This window comes from Pseudomonas gorinensis (assembly GCF_042015035.1).
GTDB classification, from domain to species: Bacteria; Pseudomonadota; Gammaproteobacteria; order Pseudomonadales; family Pseudomonadaceae; genus Aquipseudomonas; species Aquipseudomonas gorinensis.
The window spans coordinates 487057-511777 of record NZ_CP167125.1; the positions used below are offsets into that span (position 1 = coordinate 487057).

At 62.1% G+C, this 24721-nt stretch carries 13 protein-coding genes; all 13 read left to right on the plus strand.

The features are described from left to right. Positions 1-21: 21 nt before the first annotated feature. Positions 22-453 (plus strand): MarR family winged helix-turn-helix transcriptional regulator, encoded by a 432-nt coding sequence (locus tag AB7933_RS02190; protein ID WP_024072688.1) that lies wholly within the window; start codon positions 22-24, stop codon positions 451-453. Next, complete coding sequence (locus AB7933_RS02195) at positions 450-2528, plus strand: FUSC family protein (RefSeq protein WP_024072689.1); 2079 nt, start codon at positions 450-452, stop codon at positions 2526-2528. Before AB7933_RS02190 ends, AB7933_RS02195 begins: the two co-directional genes overlap by 4 nt. Then, entirely contained in the window at positions 2525-2734 is a 210-nt protein-coding gene (locus tag AB7933_RS02200) for a DUF1656 domain-containing protein (RefSeq protein WP_016969155.1), read from the plus strand. Before AB7933_RS02195 ends, AB7933_RS02200 begins: the two co-directional genes overlap by 4 nt. After that, the gene (locus tag AB7933_RS02205; RefSeq protein WP_024072690.1) at positions 2731-3633 is read left to right on the plus strand and encodes an efflux RND transporter periplasmic adaptor subunit; all 903 of its coding nucleotides are present in this window, start codon (positions 2731-2733) and stop codon (positions 3631-3633) included. Before AB7933_RS02200 ends, AB7933_RS02205 begins: the two co-directional genes overlap by 4 nt. Then, the gene (locus AB7933_RS02210) at positions 3630-5078 is read left to right on the plus strand and encodes an efflux transporter outer membrane subunit (protein ID WP_024072691.1); all 1449 of its coding nucleotides are present in this window, start codon (positions 3630-3632) and stop codon (positions 5076-5078) included. The genes AB7933_RS02205 and AB7933_RS02210 overlap by 4 nt, the downstream gene beginning before the upstream one ends. Positions 5079-5158: 80 nt before the next feature. Further along, complete coding sequence (locus AB7933_RS02215) at positions 5159-5791, plus strand: hypothetical protein (RefSeq protein WP_041160811.1); 633 nt, start codon at positions 5159-5161, stop codon at positions 5789-5791. A gap of 150 nt (positions 5792-5941) precedes the next feature. Continuing rightward, positions 5942-7438, plus strand: a complete 1497-nt coding sequence (locus AB7933_RS02220) for a YdgA family protein (protein ID WP_024072693.1) — start codon at positions 5942-5944, stop codon at positions 7436-7438. Positions 7439-7740: 302 nt separating this feature from the next. Further along, positions 7741-10221 (plus strand): poly-beta-1,6 N-acetyl-D-glucosamine export porin PgaA, encoded by a 2481-nt coding sequence (gene pgaA, locus AB7933_RS02225; protein ID WP_024072694.1) that lies wholly within the window; start codon positions 7741-7743, stop codon positions 10219-10221. A 12-nt stretch (positions 10222-10233) separates the two neighbouring features. Further along, a complete protein-coding gene (pgaB, locus tag AB7933_RS02230; RefSeq protein ID WP_024072695.1) occupies positions 10234-12231 on the plus strand; it encodes a poly-beta-1,6-N-acetyl-D-glucosamine N-deacetylase PgaB in 1998 nt (665 codons plus the stop codon). 2 nt (positions 12232-12233) lie between these two features. Further along, the gene (gene pgaC, locus AB7933_RS02235; RefSeq protein ID WP_024072696.1) at positions 12234-13574 is read left to right on the plus strand and encodes a poly-beta-1,6-N-acetyl-D-glucosamine synthase; all 1341 of its coding nucleotides are present in this window, start codon (positions 12234-12236) and stop codon (positions 13572-13574) included. Positions 13575-13576: 2 nt separating this feature from the next. Next, positions 13577-14059: a poly-beta-1,6-N-acetyl-D-glucosamine biosynthesis protein PgaD gene (pgaD, locus tag AB7933_RS02240; RefSeq protein ID WP_024072697.1), complete on the plus strand. Its 483-nt coding sequence runs from the start codon at positions 13577-13579 to the stop codon at positions 14057-14059. A gap of 583 nt (positions 14060-14642) precedes the next feature. Beyond that, entirely contained in the window at positions 14643-16367 is a 1725-nt protein-coding gene (locus AB7933_RS02245) for a ShlB/FhaC/HecB family hemolysin secretion/activation protein (protein WP_024072698.1), read from the plus strand. Positions 16368-16397: 30 nt separating this feature from the next. Further along, the gene (locus AB7933_RS02250; RefSeq protein WP_024072699.1) at positions 16398-24512 is read left to right on the plus strand and encodes a hemagglutinin repeat-containing protein; all 8115 of its coding nucleotides are present in this window, start codon (positions 16398-16400) and stop codon (positions 24510-24512) included. Positions 24513-24721 lie beyond the last annotated feature (209 nt).

Genomic DNA, 24721 nt, shown 5'->3' on the forward strand with positions numbered 1-24721 from the left:
CAATCCCTCGAACAACTCCAGATGAACCTCAGCAGCAGCATGGTGGTGGGCGCCCGTAACTGGCGCAAAATCTGCCAGAACACGCTGGTGAGCTACGGTATTTCAGAAGCCTGCGCCGTGCCGTTGCTGATGATCGGTCGCCTGGGCGATGGTGTGCACCAAGTGAAAGTGGCCCAGGCGTCAGGGATGGAAAGCCCGTCGCTGGTGCGCCTGCTCGATCAGTTGTGCAGCAGCGGCTATGTGTGCCGCACCGAAGACGTCCACGATCGCCGTGCCAAGGCCCTGAGCCTGACCGAGCGCGGTCGCGAGCTGGTGCAGGCGGTGGAGGTGCAACTGGTGCGCCTGCGGCGCGAAGTGCTGGCCGAGATTGCCCCTGCGGACATGGAGGCTGCGTTGCGTGTACTGCGTGCTTTTGAAGCGGCCCATCAACACCCTGCCGGTGTGACATCTTGAGCGGTTTTTTCACCGGCCTGCCGCCGGCGAAGGACTGGTTCTACGGCGTACGCACTTTCGCGGCGTCGATGATCGCGCTGTACATCGCCATGCTCATGCAAATGCCGCGTCCCTATTGGGCAATGGCCACGGTGTATATCGTCTCCAGCCCGTTTGTCGGCCCCACCAGTTCCAAGGCGCTTTACCGTGCCATTGGTACCTTCATGGGCGCGGCGGCGGCGGTGGTGTTCGTGCCGATGTTCGTACAGTCACCCTACCTGCTGGTGGTGGTGATTGCCTTGTGGACGGGCACCTTGTTGTTTCTCTCCATGCACCTGCGTACCGCCAACAACTACGCGCTGATGCTGGCCGGCTACACCTTGCCGCTGATCGCCCTGCCGCTGGTGGATAACCCGCTCGCGGTGTGGGACGTGGCTGAAGCGCGCACCGAGGAAATATTCCTCGGCATCGCGGTCGCCGCGGTGGTCGGCGCGATGTTCTGGCCCCGGCGCCTGATGCCGGTGTTCGATGGCTCGGTCGCCAAGTGGTTCAGCGATGCGCAGGTCTACAGCCAGCGCTTTCTCACCCGCAACATAACGCCGGAAGAAGTCAGCACTTTGCGCGGTGGCATGGTCGCCACCTTCAACACCCTCGAATTGATGATCGGCCAGTTGCCCCATGAAGGCGCGCGGCCGCAGACGGTACGCAACACCAAGGAACTGCGCGGGCGGATGATTCATCTGCTGCCGGTGGTGGATGCGCTCGACGATGCGCTGTACGCCATCGAGCACCGAGCGCCGGAGTTTCTCGCCGCGCTCGCGCCGTTGCTGGAGGCGACGGAACAATGGTTGCTAAGTACCACCGAGTCCGCGCCGTTGGACCGCTGGCGCGCCCTGCGCGACCAGGTCGACGCCCTGCAACCCCACGGTGAAGCGCTGGACGACCGCCATACGCTGCTGTTTTCCAACGCCCTGTACCGCCTGGGCGAGTGGATCGACCTGTGGCAAGACTGTCGCAGCCTGCAAGCGGCCATCCAGTGTGAAAGCCAGGACACCTGGCGCGCCGTCTACCGCCACTGGCGCCTGGGCCGGCTGACGCCGTTCCTCGACCGTGGGCTGATGCTCTATTCGGCGTTCTCCACTGTGACCGCGATCATCGTCGCCTCGGTGCTGTGGATACTGCTGGGCTGGACCGACGGCGGCAGTGCGGTGATCCTGGCCGCCGTCGCCTGCAGCTTCTTCGCCTCGATGGACGACCCGGCACCGCAGATCTACCGGTTCTTTTTCTGGACCGCCATGTCGGTGCTGTTCGCCAGCCTGTACCTGTTCCTGGTGTTGCCCAACCTGCACGATTTCCCGATGCTGGTGCTGGCGTTCGCCGTGCCCTTTATCTGCATCGGCACACTCACGGTACAGCCACGTTTTTACCTGGGCATGCTGTTGACGCTGGTGAATACCTCATCGTTCATCAGCATCCAGGGTGCCTACGACGCGGACTTCCTCAACTTCGCCAACGTCAACCTGGCCGGGCCCGTGGGCCTGCTGTTCGCCTTTGTATGGACCCTGGTTTCCCGGCCCTTCGGCGCCGAACTGGCGGCCAAGCGCCTGACCCGTTTCAGCTGGAACGACATCGTCGGCATGACCGAGCCCTCGACCCTGAACGAGCAACGTTACCTGGCCGCGCAAATGCTCGACCGCCTGATGCAGCACCTGCCGCGCCTGGCCATCATCGGCCAGGACACCGGCATCGCCCTGCGTGATCTGCGCGTGGCGCTGAACCTGCTCGACCTGCTGGCCTATTCGCCGCGCATCCTCGGCGTGCCTCGGGTGCTGCTCAACCAGGTGGTGGACGGCGTGGGTGGTTACTTCAAGGCCTGCCTCAAGGCGGGTGAACGCTTGCCCGCGCCCAGCGGTCTGCTGATGACCCTCGACCGCACACGTCGTGCCCTCAACGGGCAAGGCCTGCAAGACGAAGACGACACCCGCCTGCATCTGTTGCATGCACTGGCTGGCCTGCGCCTGGCGCTGTTGCCCGGCGTGGAATTTATTGGCGGCACGGAGATGGAAGCTCCGTTGCCCGATGGAGCGCCTCTATGATCGGTGATCTGGATATCAGCGGGGTGTTCCTGCCCACGTTGCTGGTGCTGATGGGCATTACCTACGTGTTGTTCCTGGTGGTGCACGGTTTGCTGACGCGCATTCACTTTTATCGCCTGGTCTGGCACCGGGCATTATTCAATGTGGGGCTCTACGCGCTGTTGCTGGGCGCGGTGGACTCACTCAGTCGATACCTGATGACATGAAAAAACCTTTTTTGACCATCGGCCGTGTAGTCCTGACGTTATTGATCGTGACCTTTGCGGTCGTCGTCGTGTGGCGCATGGTCATGTACTACATGTTTGCCCCCTGGACCCGTGACGGCCACATCCGCGCCGACATCGTGCAGATCGCCCCGGACGTGTCCGGGCTGATCCAGCGGGTCGACGTGCGTGACAACCAGTTGGTCAGCAAAGGCCAGGTGCTGTTCGCCGTCGACCAGGACCGTTTCAAGCTGGCGCTGCGCCAGGCCCAGGCTGCCGTGGCCGACCGCCAGGAAACCCTGGCCCAGGCCCAGCGCGAGTACAAGCGTAACCGGGGCCTGGGCAACCTGGTGCCCAGCGAGCAGCTGGAAGAAAGCCAGTCCCGTGTCGCCCGTGCCCAATCGGCCCTGGCCGAGGCGCAAGTCACGGTGGATTCGGCCCAACTCAACCTCGACCGCTCGGTGATCCGCAGCCCGGTCGACGGCTACGTCAACGACCGCGCGCCGCGTACCCAGGAGTTCGTCACTGCCGGCCGCCCGGTGTTGTCGGTGGTGGACAGTAACTCGTTCCATATCGACGGCTATTTCGAAGAGACCAAGCTCGACGGTATCCACGTCGGCATGGGCGTCGACATCCGCGTGATCGGCGATAACGCGCGCCTGCACGGCCACGTGCAGAGCATTGTTGCCGGGATCGAGGACCGAGACCGCAGCAGCGGCTCCAACCTGCTGCCTAACGTCAACCCGGCATTCAGCTGGGTGCGCCTGGCCCAGCGGATTCCGGTGCGTATTGCGTTCGATGACGTGCCGGCGGACTTCCGCATGATCGCCGGGCGCACGGCGACGGTGTCGATCATCGGCGACAAGCCCGCGGCCAAGGCGCAGCAGGGAGAACAACCATGAAACCGGCGGCGCTGTTGGCCACCGCGGGGCTGGGTGTATTGCTGTCGGCGTGCCAGGTGGTCGGCCCGGATTACCAACTGCCGGACAAGGCCGCCATCAACCGTGGTGACCTGCAAGGGCAACTGTTGGGGGAGGGCAACAACGTGGTGTCGGCGCCGGTGCCGGCGGACTGGTGGAAGCTGTACCAAGACCCGCGCCTGGATGAGTTGGTGCGCCAGGCCATGGCCTCCAACACCGACCTGCGCGTGGCTGCCGCCAACCTGCAGCGTTCGCGTTATCAGACCCAACAGGCTGAGTCCGCCGGCGGCTGGAGTGCCGGCGCCAAGGCCGAGGTGCAGCGCCTGCAGGAATCCGGCGAAGCGTTTTTGCAGGCGGACAAAGTGCCGGTGGATAACATCGGCAGCGTAGGCATTACCACCTCGTATCAATTCGATCTGTTCGGCACCTTGCAACGTGGCATCGAAAGCGCCCAGGCCAGCGCCGATGCGGCCCAGGCCGCCGTGGATATTGCGCGCATCACCCTGGTGGCCGATGTGGTGCGCTCCTACACCCAGGTCTGCGCGGCCAACGAAGAGCTGGCGATTGCCAACGAGTCCCTGGACCTGCAAGCCCAGAGCACCCAGCTGACCCAACGCCTGCGCGACGCGGGCCGTGGCGATGAAACCCAGGTCACCCGTTCGCAAACCGAGTACAAATCCTTGCGCGCCGACATGCCGCGCTACGAAGCGGCGCGCCAGGCCGGGCTGTTCCGCCTGTCGATGCTGCTGGCCAAGCCCGTGGACCAACTGCCGGCGGGTACCGGCACCTGCGCCCAGCTGCCGCACATCGCTCAATTGTTACCGGTGGGCGATGGTGCGGCACTGCTTAAGCGTCGCCCCGACGTGCGCCAGGCCGAACGCCAACTGGCCGCCGCCACCGCGCGTATCGGTGTGGCCACCGGCGCGTTGTACCCGGACATCGCCATCGGCGCCACGGTGGGCACCGTGGGCCTGCTCGACAACCTCGGCCAGCCCGCGACCAACCGCTGGGGCTTCGGCCCGATGATCAGCTGGACGGTGCCGACCAACGGCGCCCGTGCGCGCATCCACGAGGCCGAAGCCGCGACCCAGGGCGCCCTGGCGCATTTCGACGGCGTGGTGCTCAACGCCATCCGTGAAACCCAGACCGGCCTGGCGCAATACACCGCCGTCTTGCAGCGGCGCGAGGCGTTGGCTGACGCCGAGCACTCTGCCCAAGAGGCTGCGGACCAGACCCACCGGTTCTTCAAGGCCGGCCGCGAATCGTTCCTCGCCGACCTGCAAGCCACCCGCACCTACACCGCGATGCGCGCGCAACTGGCGGCGGCGAACACCCAGGTTGCCATGAGCCAGATCGATCTGTTCCTGGCCTTGGGCGGCGGCTGGGAAAGCGGACGAACGCAAGCCTCACAGGCCAGCAAACCCTGAGCGAATGACTATGCTTTGTCAGGTGGAGCGCGGTGACGCTCCCCTGACACTGCTCGCGTTTGCTCATGGGGATTCCAATAATGAAAAACCCTTATGCTCCCGCTTTCTGGTGCGTGCTTTTCGCACTGGTGTTGTTATCGGCCGCGTATTTCTACGGCGTCATGCTCGCCCATCAACTCGACAAGGCCATGGTGTTTCTCGACAGTGCCTGCCTGGTCATCGGCACCTTGTCCATCGGCGTGGTGGCCTGGGCGTCCTACCAGAACCAACGAGTGAAAAAAAAGCTCCTCGAACAGGGCAAGACCCGGGTTGCAATCTGGGACACCAAGGTCGCCCTGCGCCGTGTCGAAACCGTGTTCGACCGCTATTTCTGGGGCAGCTACTGGCAGCCCGGGCGTACTTTCCAGGAAGTCATGGGGGACCTCACCGGCACGCCTCTGGAAAAAAGCCTCGAAATCCTGAAGAAACAATGCGTGCTGCTCGACCGGCAGGTAGACGAGGGTAGGCACTGGCTGAATAACGCGCGGGAATTGTCCGATGTCGCCACGCAGATGGCCCGGGAGCGCTATCAGTTGGACTTCTGCGACCCCAAGTCCGACACCCCCGGCAATGCGGTGATTCACCGTGAATTCGAGGTGCTGGTGTACACCTGGACAGCGCGCCTGAGGAGTTTTGACCACCAGTTGGATGAAATCGAGTTGGAGTACTCGTGAACCAAGTGCCGACCTTACCCCTCTGAAAAGCTGGGCCGTTCGCGGCCGCCAGTGCTAATCTTCCCCCCGCTTTTCGGCGGGCTTGAGCCAACCTCACTCGGGGTTCAAGGAAGACAGCCCACTTCTCACAGGATTTGATCAGGTCACTTCATGAATAAGCCAGCAGTCGTTCTTTTGGGTTTTGTGGTCGCCGTTGGCGTCGTCAGTGCAGGCGGCGCCTGGTACACCGGTAAACAGTTGGAGCCGGTGCTGCAAACGGCGGTGCAGGACGCCAACAAGGAACTGCAGCGCTCCATGGCTGGCGTCGACGGCACCGTGGCCCTGGAGCTGGTGTCCCTGGAGCGTGGCGTGTTCAGCAGCACCGCGCACTACCGCCTGAAGGGCCAAGGCTCGGTGTTTGGCGAAGAAAACCCCAACCCCGAATTGCTCTTCGTCGACCATATCGAACACGGCCCGCTGCCGATCTCGCGCCTGGTCACGCTCAAATGGCTGCCGGTCATGGCCACCAGTCACTACGAACTGGAAAAGAACGCCACCACCGAGAAATGGTTCGCCGCCGCCAAAGACGTGTCGCCGCTTAAAGGCGTGGCCAATATCGGCTACAGCCGCTCGGTCAACGGCAACATCGAATTGCTGCCCCTGGCGTTCAAGGACGACAAGTCTTCGGTGAGCTTCTCCGGCGCCAACATGAATTTCGACAGCACCGCCGAAGGCCAGAAGGTCAAGGCCGACGGCTTCATGAACAGCCTCAAAATCGCAGCGGTCGATGCCAAGGGTGACGCCTTCGAGGCCGAACTGGCTGGCCTGACCATCGCCAGCAACCTGGAAAAATCCACCTTTGGCTTCTACACCGGGCAAAACACCGTTGAGCTGACCGACAGCAAGTTCACCTTCGGCCCGCAGAAAGCCGTGCTGACCGTCAAAGGCTTCGAGCAGAAAGACTCCAGCGAAACCAAGGACAACAACCTGGCCGGCCGTGTCGACTACAAGATCGACGAGATCGGTTACCAGGGCAAACCCGTGGGCTCGGCGGCCATGGCCCTGAGCATGAAGAATGTCGACATCCCGGCCATGCTGGCGCTGACCAAGCTCTACCAGGACAAGATGCAGCCGGTGCAAGCCGCTGCCGCAGCGGGCCAACCCACACCTGAGCTGCAACTGAGCGAAGCCGAGCAGGCCCTGGCCGAGGCGAACGTCAACCAGGTACTGGCCGCCAAGCCCCATCTCGCGTTGGAAAACCTGTCCCTGAAAACCACCCATGGCGAAAGCAAATTCAACCTGGTGCTGGACCTGGCCAAGCCTTCCTCCATGGAGCTGCCACCGGTTGAGCTGGGCAAGCAGATGGTCTCGCAGCTGGATGCCAACCTGACCTTGTCCAAGCCGATGATCGCCGACGTTTCCGCGTTGCAGGCGCAGTTGGGTGGCGTGACCGATCCTCAAGCCATCGAGCAGCAATCCCAGATGGCGTCCGAGATGGTCAGCGGCATGGCGGTTGGCACTCAGCTCGCCACCCTGGTAGGCAGCGACGTGGTGTCCAAGCTGCACTACGCCAACAATGAAGTGACCTTCAACGGCCAGAAAATGACCGTCGAACAATTCATCGGGTTTGTGATGGCAAAAGTCGGCGCGATGAGCGGCGCGCAGTAAGTATTTTTTACACCAGCCTGAAATAAACAGTGTGGGAGCGGGAGTGCCCGCGGCAGGGAGTCAAGCAGCCGGCGTAGATGCCGGTTGATACCTCCTTTTCGCAGGTAAGTCCGCTCCCACATTCACATTTACGCCGGGCATGGCAATTCTGAACAATTGTTCTGAATTGACCTTTTTCGTACGCACCTCGGCGATAGTTGCGACAGGAAAGCTAGGCCGGGTCATAAGACGCCGACAACCTGAAGCAAATCGCTCAGGACCACCTATCGTTAAAGCTTTCCGTGTGTAAGGAAGCTCACGATATGTTGCGAAACCTCCCTCTCAGTGCATCAGGCCGGTTGCGACTGCTCATCGGGGTCGCCTTGTGCAGCCAATTGCTGATGCCCACCCTCGCCATGGCCGATCCGGCCTATGACGCCCTGATCATCCAGGCGCGCAACGGCAACTTCAGCCCCGCCCTCACCCAACTGCGTCAATTGTCCTCCGAGCGCCAGACGCCGGGCCAGGTCAGCGACCACCTGGTGATCGCCGGTTGGGCCGGCCAGGACGCCGAAGTGCTGCAGGTGTATGAGGCTCAGGGGCAACATCGCAACCTGACCACCCAGGCATTGGCCACCGTCGCCCGCACTTATCGCAACCAGCGGCAGTGGGCACAGGCCGAAGCGGTGTATCGCCAAGCGCTGCTGCGTGAACCGAACAATATCGACCTGCAACTGGGCCTGGCCCTGACCCAGGCCGACGGCGGCCAAGCCAGTGAGGCCGTGCAACGCATTCGCGCGCTGGTGGCCGCCAAACCCGACGACCCCACCCGACGCATGGCCCTGGGTTACGCGTTGGCTCGCGCGGGGCTGAATTACGACGCGTTGTTTGAGTTCGACCAGGCTTTTATCCGCGCCAGCGACAAACCTGACGTCGCCCGCGAGTACATCGTCGCCCTGCAAAAGGCCCGTCTGCCTGAACCCGCCTTACGCCTGTCGGCCCAACGCCCCGGCCTGCTCGACGCGGTAACCCAGCGTCGCCTGGAGGGCGACCTTGCCGCTGAACGCGTGCGCATGGCCGAGTTCGCCACTCGCTCCGAACAAGAGCGCTACGTCATCGCAGACCGTGCGCTCCAGGATTACGACAAGCTACTCACACGCTGGACCCCTGACCCCACTGCCCACGACGACGTGGTGCGCTGGCGCATCGACCGCCTGGGCGCACTCAAGGCGCGGGCACGCACCGCCGAGGCGATTCGCGAATACGAAACCCTTAAAGGCGAAGGCGTGCAATTGCCGACCTACGCCGTGCGTTGGGTGGCCGCCTCTTACCTTGACCAGCGCGAGCCGGAAAAGGCCGAGCCGCTGTATCGCCAGGCGCTGGCCGCGCCGGATGCTGACCCGGCCGACCGCGTTGAAGACAGTACGGCGCTGTTCTATGCCCTGGTGGAAAGCGACAGAGCGCTGGATGCGCGTGACGTCGCCGACAATCTGGCCAAGAGCGAGAACCCCCGTGAAGAACTCAAGGGCTTGCCCATCGGCAACCCCAACGACAGCTGGATGGACGCGCAGCAACTGGCGGCCCAGGCGGGCACCTACAGCAATGACCTGCCTGGCAGCGAAGCCGGCCTTGAAGCGCTGGTGCGAAAAGCCCCGGGCAACGTCAGCCTTCAACTGGCCCAAGCCAATATGTACCGGGCCCGGGATTGGCCGCGCCGGTCCGAGAGTGCCCTCAAGGAAACCGAGGCCCAGGCGCCGCGAGATATCAGCCTGGAAGTGTCCCAGGCCTATACCGCCATGGACCTGCAAGAGTGGCGGCAGATGGATGTGCTGACCGATGACGTGCTGGCCCGCAACCCGGACAGCCGCCAGGTGCAACGCCTCAGCCGCCTGCGGGATGTGCACGACATGGCTGAGCTGCGGGTCGAGGCCTACACCGGGAAAAGCTACGGCGGCGGCAACAACCAAGACGCCGGCGCGGTGTCCGGCAGCCGTGACTGGGGCATTGAAAGTGTGATCTACACCCCGCCCATCGACGAAGACTGGCGCCTGTTCGCCGGCGCCGGCTATGCCACCGCCGACTTCAGCGAAGGCACTGGCCAGCACCGTTGGCAGCGCGTGGGGGTAGAGCGGCGTACCCGTGACATGACCATCGAAGCCGAGGTTTCCAACCATTCCTACGGCGATGGTTCCAAACAAGGCGCCGCGATCTCGATTGCCCGCGACATCAACGACAATTGGCAATACGGCGGCAGCCTCGGCTACCTGCTGAGCACCACGCCGTTGCGCGCGTTGAATGACGGGGTCACGGCCAATGGCGGCAGCGGGTTTATCCGCTGGCGCGCCAACGAAAGCCGCGAATGGAAACTGACCCTCAGCCCGTCCCATTTCAGCGACGGCAACGACCGGGTCGAAGCCTTGCTCAGCGGCCGCGAAGGCCTCTACAGCTCGCCAAAAGTGCAAGTGGACCTGGGCCTGGAAGTCGGCGCCAGCCGCAACAGCAAGGAAGACACGGTGTACTTCAACCCGAAGTCGGATTTCACCGTGTTGCCCGTCCTCAACATCAACCATGTGCTCTATCACCGCTACGAGACCCAGTGGAGTCAGCAGTTCCAGGTCGGTGCGGGTACGTATAGCCAGCGGGATTATTCCACCGGTGGCATCGGTCTGGTGGGCTATGGCCAACGCTTTCGCTGGAACGATGTCCTGGAAGCCGGCGCCAACCTGAGCCTGATCAGCCGCCCTTACGACGGTGAGCGCGAACGCGATCTGCGCCTGCTCGTCGACCTCACTTACCGTTTCTAGAAGAGCCTGACCATGACCGTCCTCAGCCGTTGCTTGTTGGTCCTGGGTGTATTGCTGGCCAGTGCCTGCGCCCAGCAACCCGCGCCATTCACTCCACCCGCCGAGCGGCCGACCCCGGCCAATGAAGCGCCGTGGCCGAAAAACCATTTCCTGGGCATCGCCTACCACGACGTCGAGGATCGCGACCCCGACCAGGCGGTGGTCGCGGTGCGCACCGAGCGTTTGATCGAACAGTTGGCCTGGCTGCGCGAGAACGGCTACCAGGCGGTCAGCGTCGACCAGATCCTGACTGCCCGCCGTGGTGGAACACCGTTGCCGCCCAAAGCCATCATGCTCAGTTTCGATGACGGCTATTCCAGCTTCTACACCCGCGTGATGCCGATCCTGCGCGCCTATCGCTGGCCGGCCTTGCTGGCGCCGGTGGGCTATTGGATCGACACACCGATGAACAAGCCGGTGGACTTCGCCGGCTCACCACGCCCACGGGGCGAGTTCCTCACCTGGCAGCAGATCCGCGAAGTGTCGCAATCGGGCCTGGTGGAAATCGCCGCGCATACCGATGCCAGTCACACCGGGATCCTGGCCAACCCCCAGGGCAACCTGGAACCGGCGGCGACCTCGCTACGCTATGACCCGGCCACGGGCCGCTATGAAACCCCAGCGCAGTTCGAGGCGCGGATGCGGGCGGATGTGGTGGCGATCTCCAACAAGATCCAGACCGTGACCGGCAAGAAACCACGGGTATGGGTATGGCCGTATGGTGCGGCCAAGGGCACCTCGCTGGCGGTCGTTGGCGAGCAGGGTTACCAGATGGCGCTGACCCTGGACGATGGCCTCGACGACCTCGGCAAGCTGATGAACAGCCCGCGCTTCCTGGTGGCCTCCGACCCGGACGGCGAACATTTCGCCAACAGCATCGTCGCGGTACAGGCCCCTGCGCCGCTGCGGGTGCTGCATGTGGACTTGGACAACGTCTACGACCCGGACCCGGCCCAACAGGCGCGCAACCTCGACCAGTTGGTGCAGCGTGTAGTGGACATGGGCGCGGGGACGGTGTTCCTGCAAGCCTTCGCCGACCCCAAGGGTGATGGCCTGGTGCACGAGCTGTATTTCCCCAACCGTCACTTGCCGGTGCGCGCCGACCTGTTCAACCGCGTCTCCTGGCAGTTGCACACCCGTGCCCATGCCGCCGTGTATGCGTGGATGCCGGTGTTGAGTTTTGCCCTCGATCCCAAGCTGCCCCGCGTAACGCGCTGGGACCCGGAAACCGGCAAGGTGGGCACAGACCCGGATCAATACCAACGCCTGTCGCCGTTCGACCCGCAGGTGCGCAAGATCATTGGTGAGCTCTATGAAGACCTGGCGCGCAACAATGCCATCGACGGCGTGCTGTACCACGACGACGCGGTGCTGTCGGACTTCGAAGACGCCAGCCCCGCCGCGCTTAAGGCCTATGCCGCCAATGGCCTGCCCGGCACCATCGCCGCGCTGCGGGCCGACCCGGCCGTGATGCAACGCTGGACGCGCTTCAAGAGCCGCTACCTGATCGACTTCACCAACGAACTGACCGCCAAGGTCCGCGCCGTCGGTGGGCCGCAGGTACTGACCGCACGCAATATCTTCGCCGAGCCGATGCTCAACCCCGGCAGCGAAGCCTGGTTCGCGCAGAACCTGGATGATTTCCTCCAGACCTACGACTGGACCGCGCCCATGGCCATGCCACTGATGGAAGGCCAGACGCTGAAGAACTCCAACGCCTGGCTGGAAAAACTGGTCGCCACGGTCAAGGCGCGCCCCGGAGCACTGGAGCGCACCGTGTTCGAACTGCAAGCCAAAGACTGGCGCACCAAGGCTGCTCCCGATATCGACGGGGCGCAGATGGCTGAATGGATGGGTGTGCTCAAACGCCAGGGGGTCACGAGTTTTGGTTACTACCCGGACAACTTCCTGGAGAACTCCCCGGACCTGAACACCGTGCGTCCGGCCCTTTCCAACCAATGGAACCCTTGACCATGTTCGACAGAATCCTGGCGTTATTCGTACTGGCACTGGTGTTGGGTGTGCCCCTGGGCCTGATCTTCCTGGTCACCGGGCAGTTCCTGATGGACTTCGTGTTTTTCTACCCGCTGTTCATGTCGGCGCTGTGGATCGCCGGCGGCTTGTATTTCTGGCTGCACTGGGAGCGCCACTGGCCGTGGGAAGAAGACACACCGGCGCCGATCCTGGCCGGCAACCCGCTGATCTCGATCATCATTCCTTGCTACAACGAAGGCGACAACGCCGCCGAAACCATCCATGCGGCGCTGGGCCAGTTGTACCCGAACATCGAAGTGATCGCCGTCAACGACGGCTCCAAGGACAACACCGCCGCGGTGCTTGACGCCCTGGCGCTGGAGCACCCCCGCCTGCGAGTGCTGCACCTGGCGCAGAACCAAGGCAAGGCCGTGGCCCTGCGCATGGGCGCGGTGGCCGCGCGCAGCGAGTACCTGGTGTGCATCGACGGCGACGCGCTGCTCGATAAAAATGCGGCGGCCTATATGGTCGCGCCGATGCTCGACAACCCGCGCCTGGGGGCGGTGACCGGCAACCCGCGTATCCGCACGCGCTCGACCTTGATCGGCCGCGTGCAGGTCGGCGAGTTCTCCTCGATCATCGGCTTGATCAAGCGTACGCAACGGGTGTTCGGGCGGATCTTCACGGTGTCCGGCGTGGTGGTGGCGTTTCGCAAGAAAGCCCTGGACCGCATCGACTACTGGAGCACCGACATGATCACCGAGGACATCGATGTCAGTTGGAAGCTGCAACTCGATCACTGGAGCATCTTCTACGAGCCGCGCGCACTGTGCTGGATCCTCATGCCCGAAACCGTCGGTGGCCTGTGGAAGCAGCGTCTGCGCTGGGCTCAGGGCGGCGCCGAAGTGCTGTTCAAGAACATCCGGGGCATCTGGCAGTGGCGGCATCGCTACCTGTGGCCGCTGTTGTTCGAATACTGCCTGTCCACTGGCTGGGCCTTCACCTTCCTGCTCTCGGTGGTCTTCTGGGTCGTGGGTAAATTCATCGTGCTGCCCCCGGCGATCGCGGTGGAATCCCTGGTGCCCCCGGCGTTTACCGGCCTGGTCCTGGCGATGGTGTGCCTGGTGCAGTTTGCGGTGAGCATCATGATTGACCGGCGCTACGAAAAGGACCTGTGGAAAACCCTGTTCTGGACCGTGTGGTACCCGATGGTGTTCTGGCTGGTCAGCCTGTTCACCACGCTGGTCAGCTTTCCCAAGGTGCTGTTCAACCAGCACCAGAAGCGTGCGCGCTGGGTCAGCCCGGATCGCGGTATCAAACCTGCCAATGAGGACGCGTAATCATGAAACTGGTGCGAACTCGTCAACACCCGGTGATGTGGGTCATCGATGTGCTGTTGACCCTGCTGGCCTGGGCCGGGCTGATCTGGCTGCTGGCGCGCGGGATCACATCGATGCTTGAGACCCATGGCGGCCCGCGTATCGAGGCGCCGATCTTCGCGGCGCTCAATACCCTGCAGATCTACCTCTGGATCGCGTTGTTCAACGCGGTGATCCTGATCAGCTGGGCGCGTTACCAGCAACGCAAGGGGCGCAAGTTCGCCCAGCGCCGTGCCGAGGCCAATGCGCTCAGTGATAAAAGCCTCAGTGAAAGCTTCAAGCTGGGGGAGGGCGACTTGGAGCAATTGCGCAGGCCGGGTGTGCTGGTTATCCACAACGACGAGGACGGCGGCGTGGAAGAAGTGAAATCCCATGTCTCCCGCGACGTGGAAAAACCAGGGTTGACCCTGGTGCCGGGCAAGGACCAGAACAAAGACGCCGGCTAGTGTTGTCAACCCGATCCAAGGGGGGAGCAACACTGTAACTGTGGCGAGCGGGCTTGCCCTAATGCCATTCAGTTAAGCGTACATCGCCTTTTGTAGGAGCGAGCTTGCTCGCGAAAAACGTCAACGATAACGCGTGTCTCCTGAATGAACGCGGCGCCTGTGAGTTTTTCGCGAGCAAGAACTAGGCGTCCCCCTCGCTCCTACAAAAAAGCCTTAACTGAGCGGCATTAGGGCTTGCCCACTCCCACACGGGTGTCTCACCCTGCGGATCCCGACAAATGGGATCCAATTCACAAAACCCCCGCGAACTTTTCGATCTTTTCCGGTACTAACCTAACTCGACGCCAACTTGATGGCCAATTAGTGGCCGTTATTAAGTTGTGCTCGAATAACTATCAAAAGAGTTGCCGTTTGTCGGAATAATAGTTCCGACGATAGATCGCTCATCTTTTTGACAATTTTTTATTGTTATTAATCAAGCGGTTGCAGGATTAATTAGCCAAAGTATTCGACTAAGCCAGTTTCTTGGATCAGTCGACGCTCGATGTTAGTTTGCGGCCCCTTGATTTTCGACGGATCGAACATGTCTCTGTTATTGCCACGGACTCGGTTATTGCTGTGTACTTTCCTGCTCACTTACTTGAGCCTGAACAGTGCCACTGCCGCCCCCACGCCTGGGGATCAGGACCTGATCCGTGACCGGCAAAGCCGTCTTCTCGAAGAGCAGCGCCGCCGCCTCGAAGAGCTGCAGGATCTGCCGGGTAAGGGCACCCGGCCCCAGGCCCCGGCCACGCCCGCGGACACGCGTTGCTTCCCGATCAAAACCATCGAACTCAAAGGCGCCGACAGCCTGTCAGCCGCCGATCGCGCGCGCCTGCTCAAGCCCTATATCGGCCAGTGCCTGGGCGTCGCGCAGCTCAATGAACTGCTCAAGGCCATCACCGATGACTACATCGGCAAAGGCCGCGTCACCAGCCGCGCCTACCTGCCACAACAGGACCTTTCCAGCGGCCACCTCCAAGTACTGGTGGTGGAAGGCAAACTCGAAGGCTTGAAGGGCGCCGAAGGCAGCACGGTCACCGACCGCGAGCTGGCCATGGCGTTTCCGGGCAAGGTCGGCGAGTCGCTCAACCTGCGTGAAGTCGAACAACTGGTCGACCAGTTGAGCCGCTTGCCGTCCAAGCAGGCGCAAATGGAACTGACCCCCGGCACCCAGATCGGTGGCAGCGAAGTGCTGGTCAAGAACCAGCCGCAAAAGCCCTGGCGCGCCAGCCTGTCGCGCAACAACGACGGCCAGAAAAGCACCGGCGAACAGCAGTGGGGCGCGGGCCTGGAATGGGACAGCCCGCTGGGCCTGGCCGATCAACTGATCCTGCGCGGCGGCCACGATGCCCTCAGCGACCACCAGAAAACCTCGAAAAACAGCATGCTCTACTACAACGTGCCGTGGGGCTGGTGGAACTTCAGTTACACCTACAGCGAGAGCGACTACCGCACCCTGGCCGACCTCGATGGCTACAAGCTCAAGCAGTACGGCGACAGCCAGAACCACCAACTGCGGGCCGAGCGCGTGATCCATCGTGACGACGTGAGCAAGACGTCGGTCAACGTCGGTCTTGCCCATTTGCGCACCAACAACTACCTGCTCGATGCGCGACTGGACACCAGCAGCAACCGCCTCAGCGAATTCCAGGTGGGGATCAACCACGGGCGCCGTATCGGCAGTGCCTTCGTCAACGTGGACCTGGGCATGCAAAACGGTATCGGCGCGTTCGATGCGCAGAGCAACGACCAGGAACGCGATCGCGAGGGCAACCTCACGCCCACGCCGAACTACCGCAAATACACCGCCACCGTCAGCTACCTGCAGCCGTTCACGCTGTGGGGCGAGTCGTTCAGTTTTTCCAGCCTGGCCACCGGGCAGCGCAGTGAAGACGTGCTGTTCAGCCCGCAGCGCATCAGCCTCGGCGGGTCGGCGTCGGTCCGCGGTTTCAAGGACCAGCAATTGACCGGCGACAGCGGCGGTTACTGGCGCAATGACGTGCGCTGGGCGCGCCCGGTGACTTGGGACTGGATGCGCCCGGCGTTCCTGGAGTACGGCGCCAGCGTCGGCTACGACCAGGGTGTGATCCGCAATGATCGCTACAACGACAACCTCCATGGGCGCGTTTCGAGCAACTCCCTCGAGCTGTTCGCCCGCGGCAAAAACGTCAGCACCAGCGTGACCTTTGCCCACTCCCTGGAACGACCGACGGTGATGAGCGAGCGTGAAGCGCCGATCTATTTCCGCCTGGATTTCTACCTGTAATTCAATGCCCGCAACCTTGAGATTTTGAATATGGACGTTCGCCCCGTTTCTGCCCTGAAAAGCCTGAGCCAACGCGGCCTGGCGCTGATCCTGGCCAACGCGCTGTTCTGGCAGCCGCTGCTGGCCCAGGCCGACGGCATCGTGGTCAGTGGCCCGGGCACCACGCTCGGCCAGGCGGGCAACGGCGTACCGGTGGTGAACATTGCCACGCCCAATGGCAGTGGCCTGTCCCATAACCAATTCAAGGACTACAACGTCGGCCCCAACGGCGTGATCCTCAACAACGCCAGCGGCGCGCTGCAAAACACGCAACTGGGCGGGATCATCGTCGGCAACCCGAACCTCAAGGGCGGCGCGGCGAATGTCATCCTCAACGAAGTCAAAGGCGGTAGCCCCAGCCAGTTGCGCGGCTACACCGAAGTGGCGGGCCAGTCGGCCAAGGTCATCGTCGCCAACCCCTACGGCATCAGCTGCAACGGTTGCGGGTTCATCAACACCCCTAACGTCACCCTGACCACCGGCAAACCGGTGATCGATCAGGCCGGGCAACTGAAAAGCTATCAGGTCGACGGCGGCACCGTGACCATCGATGGCAAAGGCTTGAACGCGAGCAATGTCGACCGCTTCGAAATCATCACCCGCTCGGCCAAGATCAATGCGCAGATCAACGCGCGCCAGCTGACAGTGATCGCCGGGCGCAATGACGTCGATGCGCAAAGCCTGAAAACCACCGCGCGTGCCGACGACGGCAGCGCCAAGCCTGAGTTGGCCATCGACTCGTCGGCCTTGGGCGGCATGTATGCCGGTGCGATCAAACTGGTGGGCACCGAAGCCGGCGTGGGCGTGAAGCTCGATGGCACGCTGGCCGCCAGTGGTGGCGATATTCAGCTCGACGCCAACGGCCACCTGAGCATGGCCCAGGCCGCCGCCAGCGGTGCGGTGGACATCAAGGCCGCGAGCCTGGAGACCACCGGCGCCGTGTACGCGGGCACCACCCTCAAGGCACAGACCAAGGGCACACTGAAAAACAGCAAGACCCTCGCCGCGCGCGACAGCATCACCCTGGCCAGCAACGGCCAACTGACCAACAGCGGCATCATCGAAGCCGGGGTCAACGCCGACAACACCCGCAATGCTAACGGCGACGTCACGCTCGACGCGCAACACATCACCAATACCGGCACGGTAATCGCCAATCGCAGCCTCACCGCCACCGCGCAAAGCCTGGATAACCAGGGCGCTACCTTGAGCGCCAAACAGGCGCTGAACGTCACCGCCGCCAGCGTCGACAACCGCAACAAAGGTCGCCTGCTCAGCGACGGCGCACAGACCCTCAACGTCAACGGCCTGCTGGACAACAGCCAGGGCGGCATCATCGACAGCACCGGTGCGTTCACCCTGAACGGCAATACCCTGGATAACAGCGCCGGCAGCCTGACCGCTGGCGGGGCGATCACCCTGGATCTGATCGGCGACCTGATCAACCGCAACGGCAAGCTGGCAAGCGTCGGGCCGTTGCTGATCCAGCGCGCCGCGCATCTCGATAACCAGGGCGGCAAGCTGGCCAGCCAGGGCTTGCTGACGGTATTCGCCAACAGCATCGACAACCGTAACACCGGCACCCTGGCCGCCAACGATGGCCTGGCCCTGACCACCAGCGGCCTGTTGCAAAACAGCGGCAACGGCCTGATCCACAGTGAAAAGTCGGGCGTGACCCTCACCGCCGGTACCCTCGACAACAGCGGTGGCCGCATCGCCGCCAAAGCCGGTGATGCGCGGATCGACGCCACTGACTTCAACAACGGCAGCGGCGCGCTGTTTGCTCGGGATCGCGTGCACCTGACCGGTATGAATGTGGATAACGGCGGCGAGATCGCCGGCAACCGGGTCGACGTCAGCCTCAATGGCGCACTGACCAACCGTGGCCTGATCGAAAGCGCCACGGCCTTCGATGTCCAGACCGCCAGCCTGAACAACAGTGGGCAAATGCGTGCCTTGGGCTCCGGCGGCAAAACCCGCTACGCCATCGGCGGCCTGCTCAACAACAGCGGCAGCCTGGAGACCGCCAACGACCAATTGAGCCTGGCCGCCACCCGCTTCCAGAACACCGGCGGCAAGGTGTTGCATGTGGGCACCGGTGTACTCGACCTCAATGGCATCAGCCTTGACGATGTCGGCGGCAGCCTGGTGACCAACGGCGACCTGACCCTCGATAAAGCCAACTGGACCAATAGCACCGCGATCCAGGCCGGGCGCCTGACCGTCAATGTCGGAACCCTGAACCAGACCGCCACCGGCAAATTGCTCGGCACCCGTGCGCTGGTCGGCAGCGGCCAGGACTGGACCGTGGGCGGTAGCGTCGCCAGCCAGGGCAGCCTGGATCTTTCGGTGGGCAGCCTGCTCAACGACCACGGCCTGATCTTCAGCGGCGGCGACATGAGCCTCAAGGTCGACCGCCTGAAAAACCTCGGTGCCGCGATCTATGCCATGGGCAGCCTGCGCGTCGACCGTGATGGCCAGGGAGGCCTGGCCACCAGCATCATCAACAGCTCGGGGACCATCGAGAGTGAGCGCAACCTGATCCTGGCAGCCAGTACGATCCAGAACATCCGTACTGTGCTCACCACCGAATCCGGCATCTACAGCGCCTCCATCACGCCCGCCGCCTGCATCGAAGGGGTGACCGGCGGTGACTGTGACGGCGGCAAGCAAAACCGGCCGTTCCAGATTACCCAGCGTGACCGCTTCATCGTCAGCGACGCCACGGCGGGCTCCAGCATCACCTCGGGCGGCAACATGCTGCTCACCGGCGGCGAGCTACTCAACAGCAGCAGTAGCATCGCAGCCGGTGGCAACCTCACGGCCATCGTCAACCAACTCACCAACGTCGGCGTCGTGACCCACGACACCCAGTACGACCGCATCTTCACCTCCGAGCGCGAGCGCAACCCTGAAGGCTGGTATCGCGAGGCCGCGGCGTTCACCCAACGCTATGCCGCAGGCGGGGACATGAGCGGTGTCGAAGCCGCGATGGCCGCGTTCATCGGCAAGATGGAAAGCGAGCAGACCGGCCTGCGCAAGACAACCCAGTTAAGCGCACCAGACCAAAGTTACGCCGCCGTGATCCAAGCCGGCGGCAGCGTGGATGTGAAGGCCCAGGCCGGCATCGACAACAGTGTCGTGCGCGGTGGCTACACCTACGTCGGCAGCGGCGCCAACACCCATGCGCCGGGCTACTCGACCCTGGTCAGCCTCAACCCGCAACTGCCACCGGACGTTGCCCAGCAACAGGTCAACCCGCTGGGCCTGCCAGGCTTCGACCTGCCCACCGGCCAGAACGGCCTGTTCCACCTCAACGACAGCGATGGCGCCAAAGGCCTGCCCACCAGCCAGTTCGCGGCCAACCCGCATAAGTACCTGATCGAAACCAACCCGCTGCTCACGGATATGCGTCAGTTCCTGGGCTCGGACTACCTGCTGACCAAGCTCGGCTATGACCCCGACACCGCGCAAAAGCGCCTGGGCGATGGTTTCTACGAACAGCGCCTGATCCAGCAAGCCGTACTCGCCCGCACCGGCCAGCGCTTCATTGACGGCCAGACCAGCGATGCCGACCTGTTCAAGCACCTGATGGACAACGCCATCGGCAGCAAGACCGCGCTTAACCTGTCGGTGGGCGTGAGCCTCACCGCCGAACAAGTCGCGGCCCTGACCCACGATATCGTCTGGCTGGAAAACGCCACCGTCGCCGGCCAACAAGTGCTGGTACCGGTGTTGTACCTCGCTCAGGCCAGCAACCGCCTGGCGCCCAACGGCGCGTTGATTTCCGGCACTGACATCAACCTGATCACCGGCAGCCACCTCAACAACGCCGGCACCCTGCGCGCCACCGGCAGCCTGCTGGCGAACGTCGGCGGCAACCTCAGCAACAGTGGGTTGATGCAAGCCGGTGGTCGCCTTGACTTACTGGCCGGCAACAACCTGAGCAACCGCGCTGGCGGTGTGATCAGCGCGGGCAACGTCAACCTCGCGGCTGGCGCCGACCTGCTCAACGAGCGCAGCGTCACCACCCACGAAAGCGCCAGCAGCTACCGCACCGAACGCAGCGACTTCGTCGACAGCGCCGCGCGCATCGAATCGGCCAACGATTTGGCCCTGCAGGCTGGTGGCAACGTCAACAACCTCGGCGGTGTGCTCAAGAGCGGTGCCGACACCACGGTCAAGGCCGTGGGCGACGTGAACATCACCGCCTCGAAAACCCTGGACAGCGGCAACATCGGCAGCCGCTCGAACTTCATGACCATCGCCCAACAAGGCTCCGTGGTCGATGCGGGGCGCGACCTGCATGTGGTTGCCGGGCGTGACATCAGCATCGGTGCCAGCCAGGTCGAAGCCAAGCGCGATCTCAACCTGATCGCCACGCGCGACTTCAACGCCGTCTCGGCTGCCAACGAGCAGCATTCGGCGTCGAGTTCGAAGAAGGTCAAAAGCATTGAGGACCACGTCCAGCAAGTGTCCAGCGTGATCAAGGCCGGCGGCGACGCCACCCTGAGCGCCGGGCAGAACCTGCAACTGGTCGCCAGCCAGGTGAATGCCGGCAACGAGGCGTACCTGGTGTCCGGCAAAAACCTCAGCCTGCGCAGCGCTGAAGACCAGGACTACAGCTTCTACAGCAAGACCAAGAAAACCTCCCAGGGCAAAAAATTCCGCCTGGATGAAACCGACGTCGTGAACAACGTCGGCAGCTTGGTCAGCGCGGGGACGAACAACACCGTCGTCGCTGGTGCGGACCTGTTGCTGGCCGGCAGTGCTGTCACTGCCGAAAAAGGCGCCACGCAACTGGTGGCCGGCCAGGACGTGAACATCCTCGCCGTCAGCAACGCCGACAGCGCCCGTCACGAACGCAAGGAAAGCAAAAGCAGCTGGGGCGGCCTGAAGTCGAGCAAAGTCCAAGACAAAGTCGACGAAAAACGCACCACCGCCATGGGCAGCATGGTCTCCGGCGAAACCGTCACCGTCGCCGCCAAACGCGATGCCACGGTCACCGGCTCGTCCCTGGTCAGCACCGGCGACCTCGCCGTCCAGGCCGGCCGCGACCTGACCATCGACGCGGCGCAGAACACCTTCGCCCGCACCGACATGCACAAGGAAAAGAATCGCGACCTCACCGGCGTGCTGACCGGCAACAAGCTCGGTCTGGACGACATGACCGGCAACCAGAAGCTGTACATCAACAGCTCGAAGCACAACGGCACCGCCAATGAAATGACCTTGACCGGCAGCACCATTGGCTCGAGTGCGGGCAATGTGTCGTTGACGGCGGGGCGTGAGTTGAAGGTGGTGGCCAGTGATCTGGTGAGCACCAAGAACATGGAGTTGAGTGGGGCTGACGTCACCGTTACTTCGGGGATGGAGACGGCCAGTCAGACCAGTAAGGACAGTTCCAAGAGTTTGGCGGTAGGGCGCGTGATCGCGGGCTCGGTAGTGGACACCGCCACCAGCATGCGCGACGCCGTCAAAGCGGCACGTAGTGCTGATGACCCACGACTCAAGGCAGTCAAAATCGCCCAGGCAGCCCTCGCCGCCTACAACCTGAATGGCCAGGCTTCGGACGCCAATGCGCAAAGCTCCGGCTTCAAAAACAAAACCGGCGGCACGCCCGGCAACGGTTCGCTGATCAAAATCGGCACCGAACTGGCCAATAACCGCAGCAAGAACAGCAGCGAATTCAACAGCGTCACCGCCAAGCAGAGCACGCTCAACGCAGGGCAAGACTTGTCGATCGTTGCCACGGGCGCAGCGGCGGGTACTCAGGGTGATATCCAGATCACCGGCAGCAGCTTGAAAGCCGCCAACACCTTGTTGTTAGCCAAAAACGATGTGCTGATGCAAAGCGCACAAAACACCACCGACCGCAAAAACGAAGGGTCGAAAAATAAAACCGCTATTGGCGCCAGCTTCAATATTGGCGAGCAAAACGGCTTCACCCTCGACCTCGGAGCGCAGGGTGCCAAGAACAATGGCAACGGTAACTCCGTCACTCAGGTCAATAGCACCCTCGATACAGGCAGCCTGTTGTTACAAAGCGGTGGCGATACCACCCTCAAAGGCGCCCAGGTTCGTGCGGACCGTATCAAGGCAGATATTGGCGGCAACCTTAATATCATCTCCCTACAGGACACCGAGTCGTCGCGCAGCAAACAGAGCAGCGCAGGCTTCGGCGCCAGTATCTGCGTCCCGCCGTTCTGCTACGGCTCTACCGTAGCGGGCTCGGCGAACCTTGCCGCCGCCAATATGAACAGCGACTACAAGGGCGTGACCGACCAGAGTGGTTTGTATGCGGGCACGGGCGGCTACGACATCAATGTCGGCAAGAACACCACCCTGCAAGGCGCGGTGATTGCCAGTGAAGCGTCAGCTGATAAGAACCGGCTCAGCACGGATCGGCTGATCGTCAGCGATATCAAGAATGTCAGCGAGATCAAAAGTCAGTCTGCCGGTATTTCGGTGTCTTCCAGCAGTACCAGCGGTGCGTCGATGGGCGGCAGCATCCCGATAGCGCTCAAGGAGAAAGACCATAGCTACACCCGTAGCGCGGTCAGCGAAGGCACGATTGTGGTTCGCAATGCCGAAGGCGCCAATGACCTGGTGGGGCTGAACCGTGACACCGCCAATGCCAATCAGAAACTTGACCGGCCTGATGAAAAGGCCATGCAGGAGCGTATTGATCTGATCCAAAGCTCGGCGCAGTTGGCCAGTGGGGTGATCAGTGCGGTAGGCAAGGCGAAGGCGGATGAAGCGAAAGCTCTGGCCGATAAAGCCAAAACCCAAACCGAAACCGGTTCGCCGGATGCCGCTGGAACGGTGCTTGCAGCGAATGCCGCTTATACGGAAGCCCAGCGCTGGCAGGTCGGTGGCGACAAACGCTTAATGGCCGATATCGCGTCCGGACTAATCGCCGCAGGGCTGGGTGGCGCGCCTGTAGGAACGACGGTTGGTATTGTCGCCAACACGGCCTCCAGCGATATCTTCAACAAGATTGGCGATTATGCCCAGTCGCGTGCTACTGATCCGAAGTCGGATGCGGCCACCCGGGCGGCTTGGGCTGAAGGCGGTGCGGCACGTGTGATGTTGCACGCGTTGGCGGGGGCGGCTATTGGGTTGTCCAGTGGCAATGTGCAGAGTGGTGCGCTGGGTGCGGGAACATCGGCTGCATTGATGCCGACCATTGCCGACGCGTTGGGGAAAAATGGCATCAAGGGTGTGGATCAAGATGCAATGGCCGCCTTGATCGCGGCAGGCGCCGGGGCCGTGGTTGGCTCTGGGAGAGGTACCTCAGGTGCTGTTGTCGCGGGAGGAAACGCGATGTCGGTGGACGTCTATAATCGAGCAGCTCATGAGTCGGAGGTGGCGGCGATCAAGGCTGAGGCGCAGAAAGGTGACTTCACGGAAGCGAACCTGGAGAAGGCCATGTGTTACATCATCAAGTGCTGGGCTCATCTGGAGCGAGGGACTAAGGAGTATCACGATGCATACTTGAGTGAAGCCGATATGGTCGGGCTGAGTAATGAGCTTGAATGGGCAGATGCGCAAAGGGATAAAGGTCTGTTTAACTATTCGCTCACTGACTCGGTTTTTGATGCGGGAACGCGTGATGTCATTCCTGTGGTAGCTAACACCGCCAAGACTGTCACGGGAGGGGCAAGTGTTTACTCGGGGGGCACATTATGCGGCACAGTGGCCGGGTGCTTTTTCGGTGGGCCTATGATTGTATTCGGATTGGGGAATATTGAGGAGGGCACCTCAGCACTTTATAACCATGTTAATAATGAAGAGGGCAGTTATAATCATGTTAAACAGACTTTTGATCAGATTCCTGGCGGATATGGGCCGGTGATATATAGTGCCGCAGATTTCGCGTTGTCAATTGGTTCGGGGTTTGTAAAAGTGCCTCTGAAGATGGGGGTGGCTGATGGTTTGAACAAGAAAAAATCAATATTTGATGTGACGGTCAGAAAGTTTGATAATAACCAATTTATTCTTGGTAAAAAGGCGCCGTATGGTGGTGCAATGTTGCTATATTTTCTGTCCGTGGGCGCGAAAGGCAATAGCCTTTACAATGAGGCGGTCGATGCGAGCAAGTAAACTTATAAATACCCTGCTGCTGATAGTTTCATTGTTGGCGGTGGTGTGTGGGGTGAGTACGTTTTTCGGCATGATGGTCGCCATAGTGATTGGTATACTGCTTCGCACAGATTCGAACTGGGTGTTCATCTGGATTGGATTTCCCTTGTCAGCAATATTTGCTGTGTACTGGATAGTTACACGGTGGGATTATGTGAAATCTTTTATGT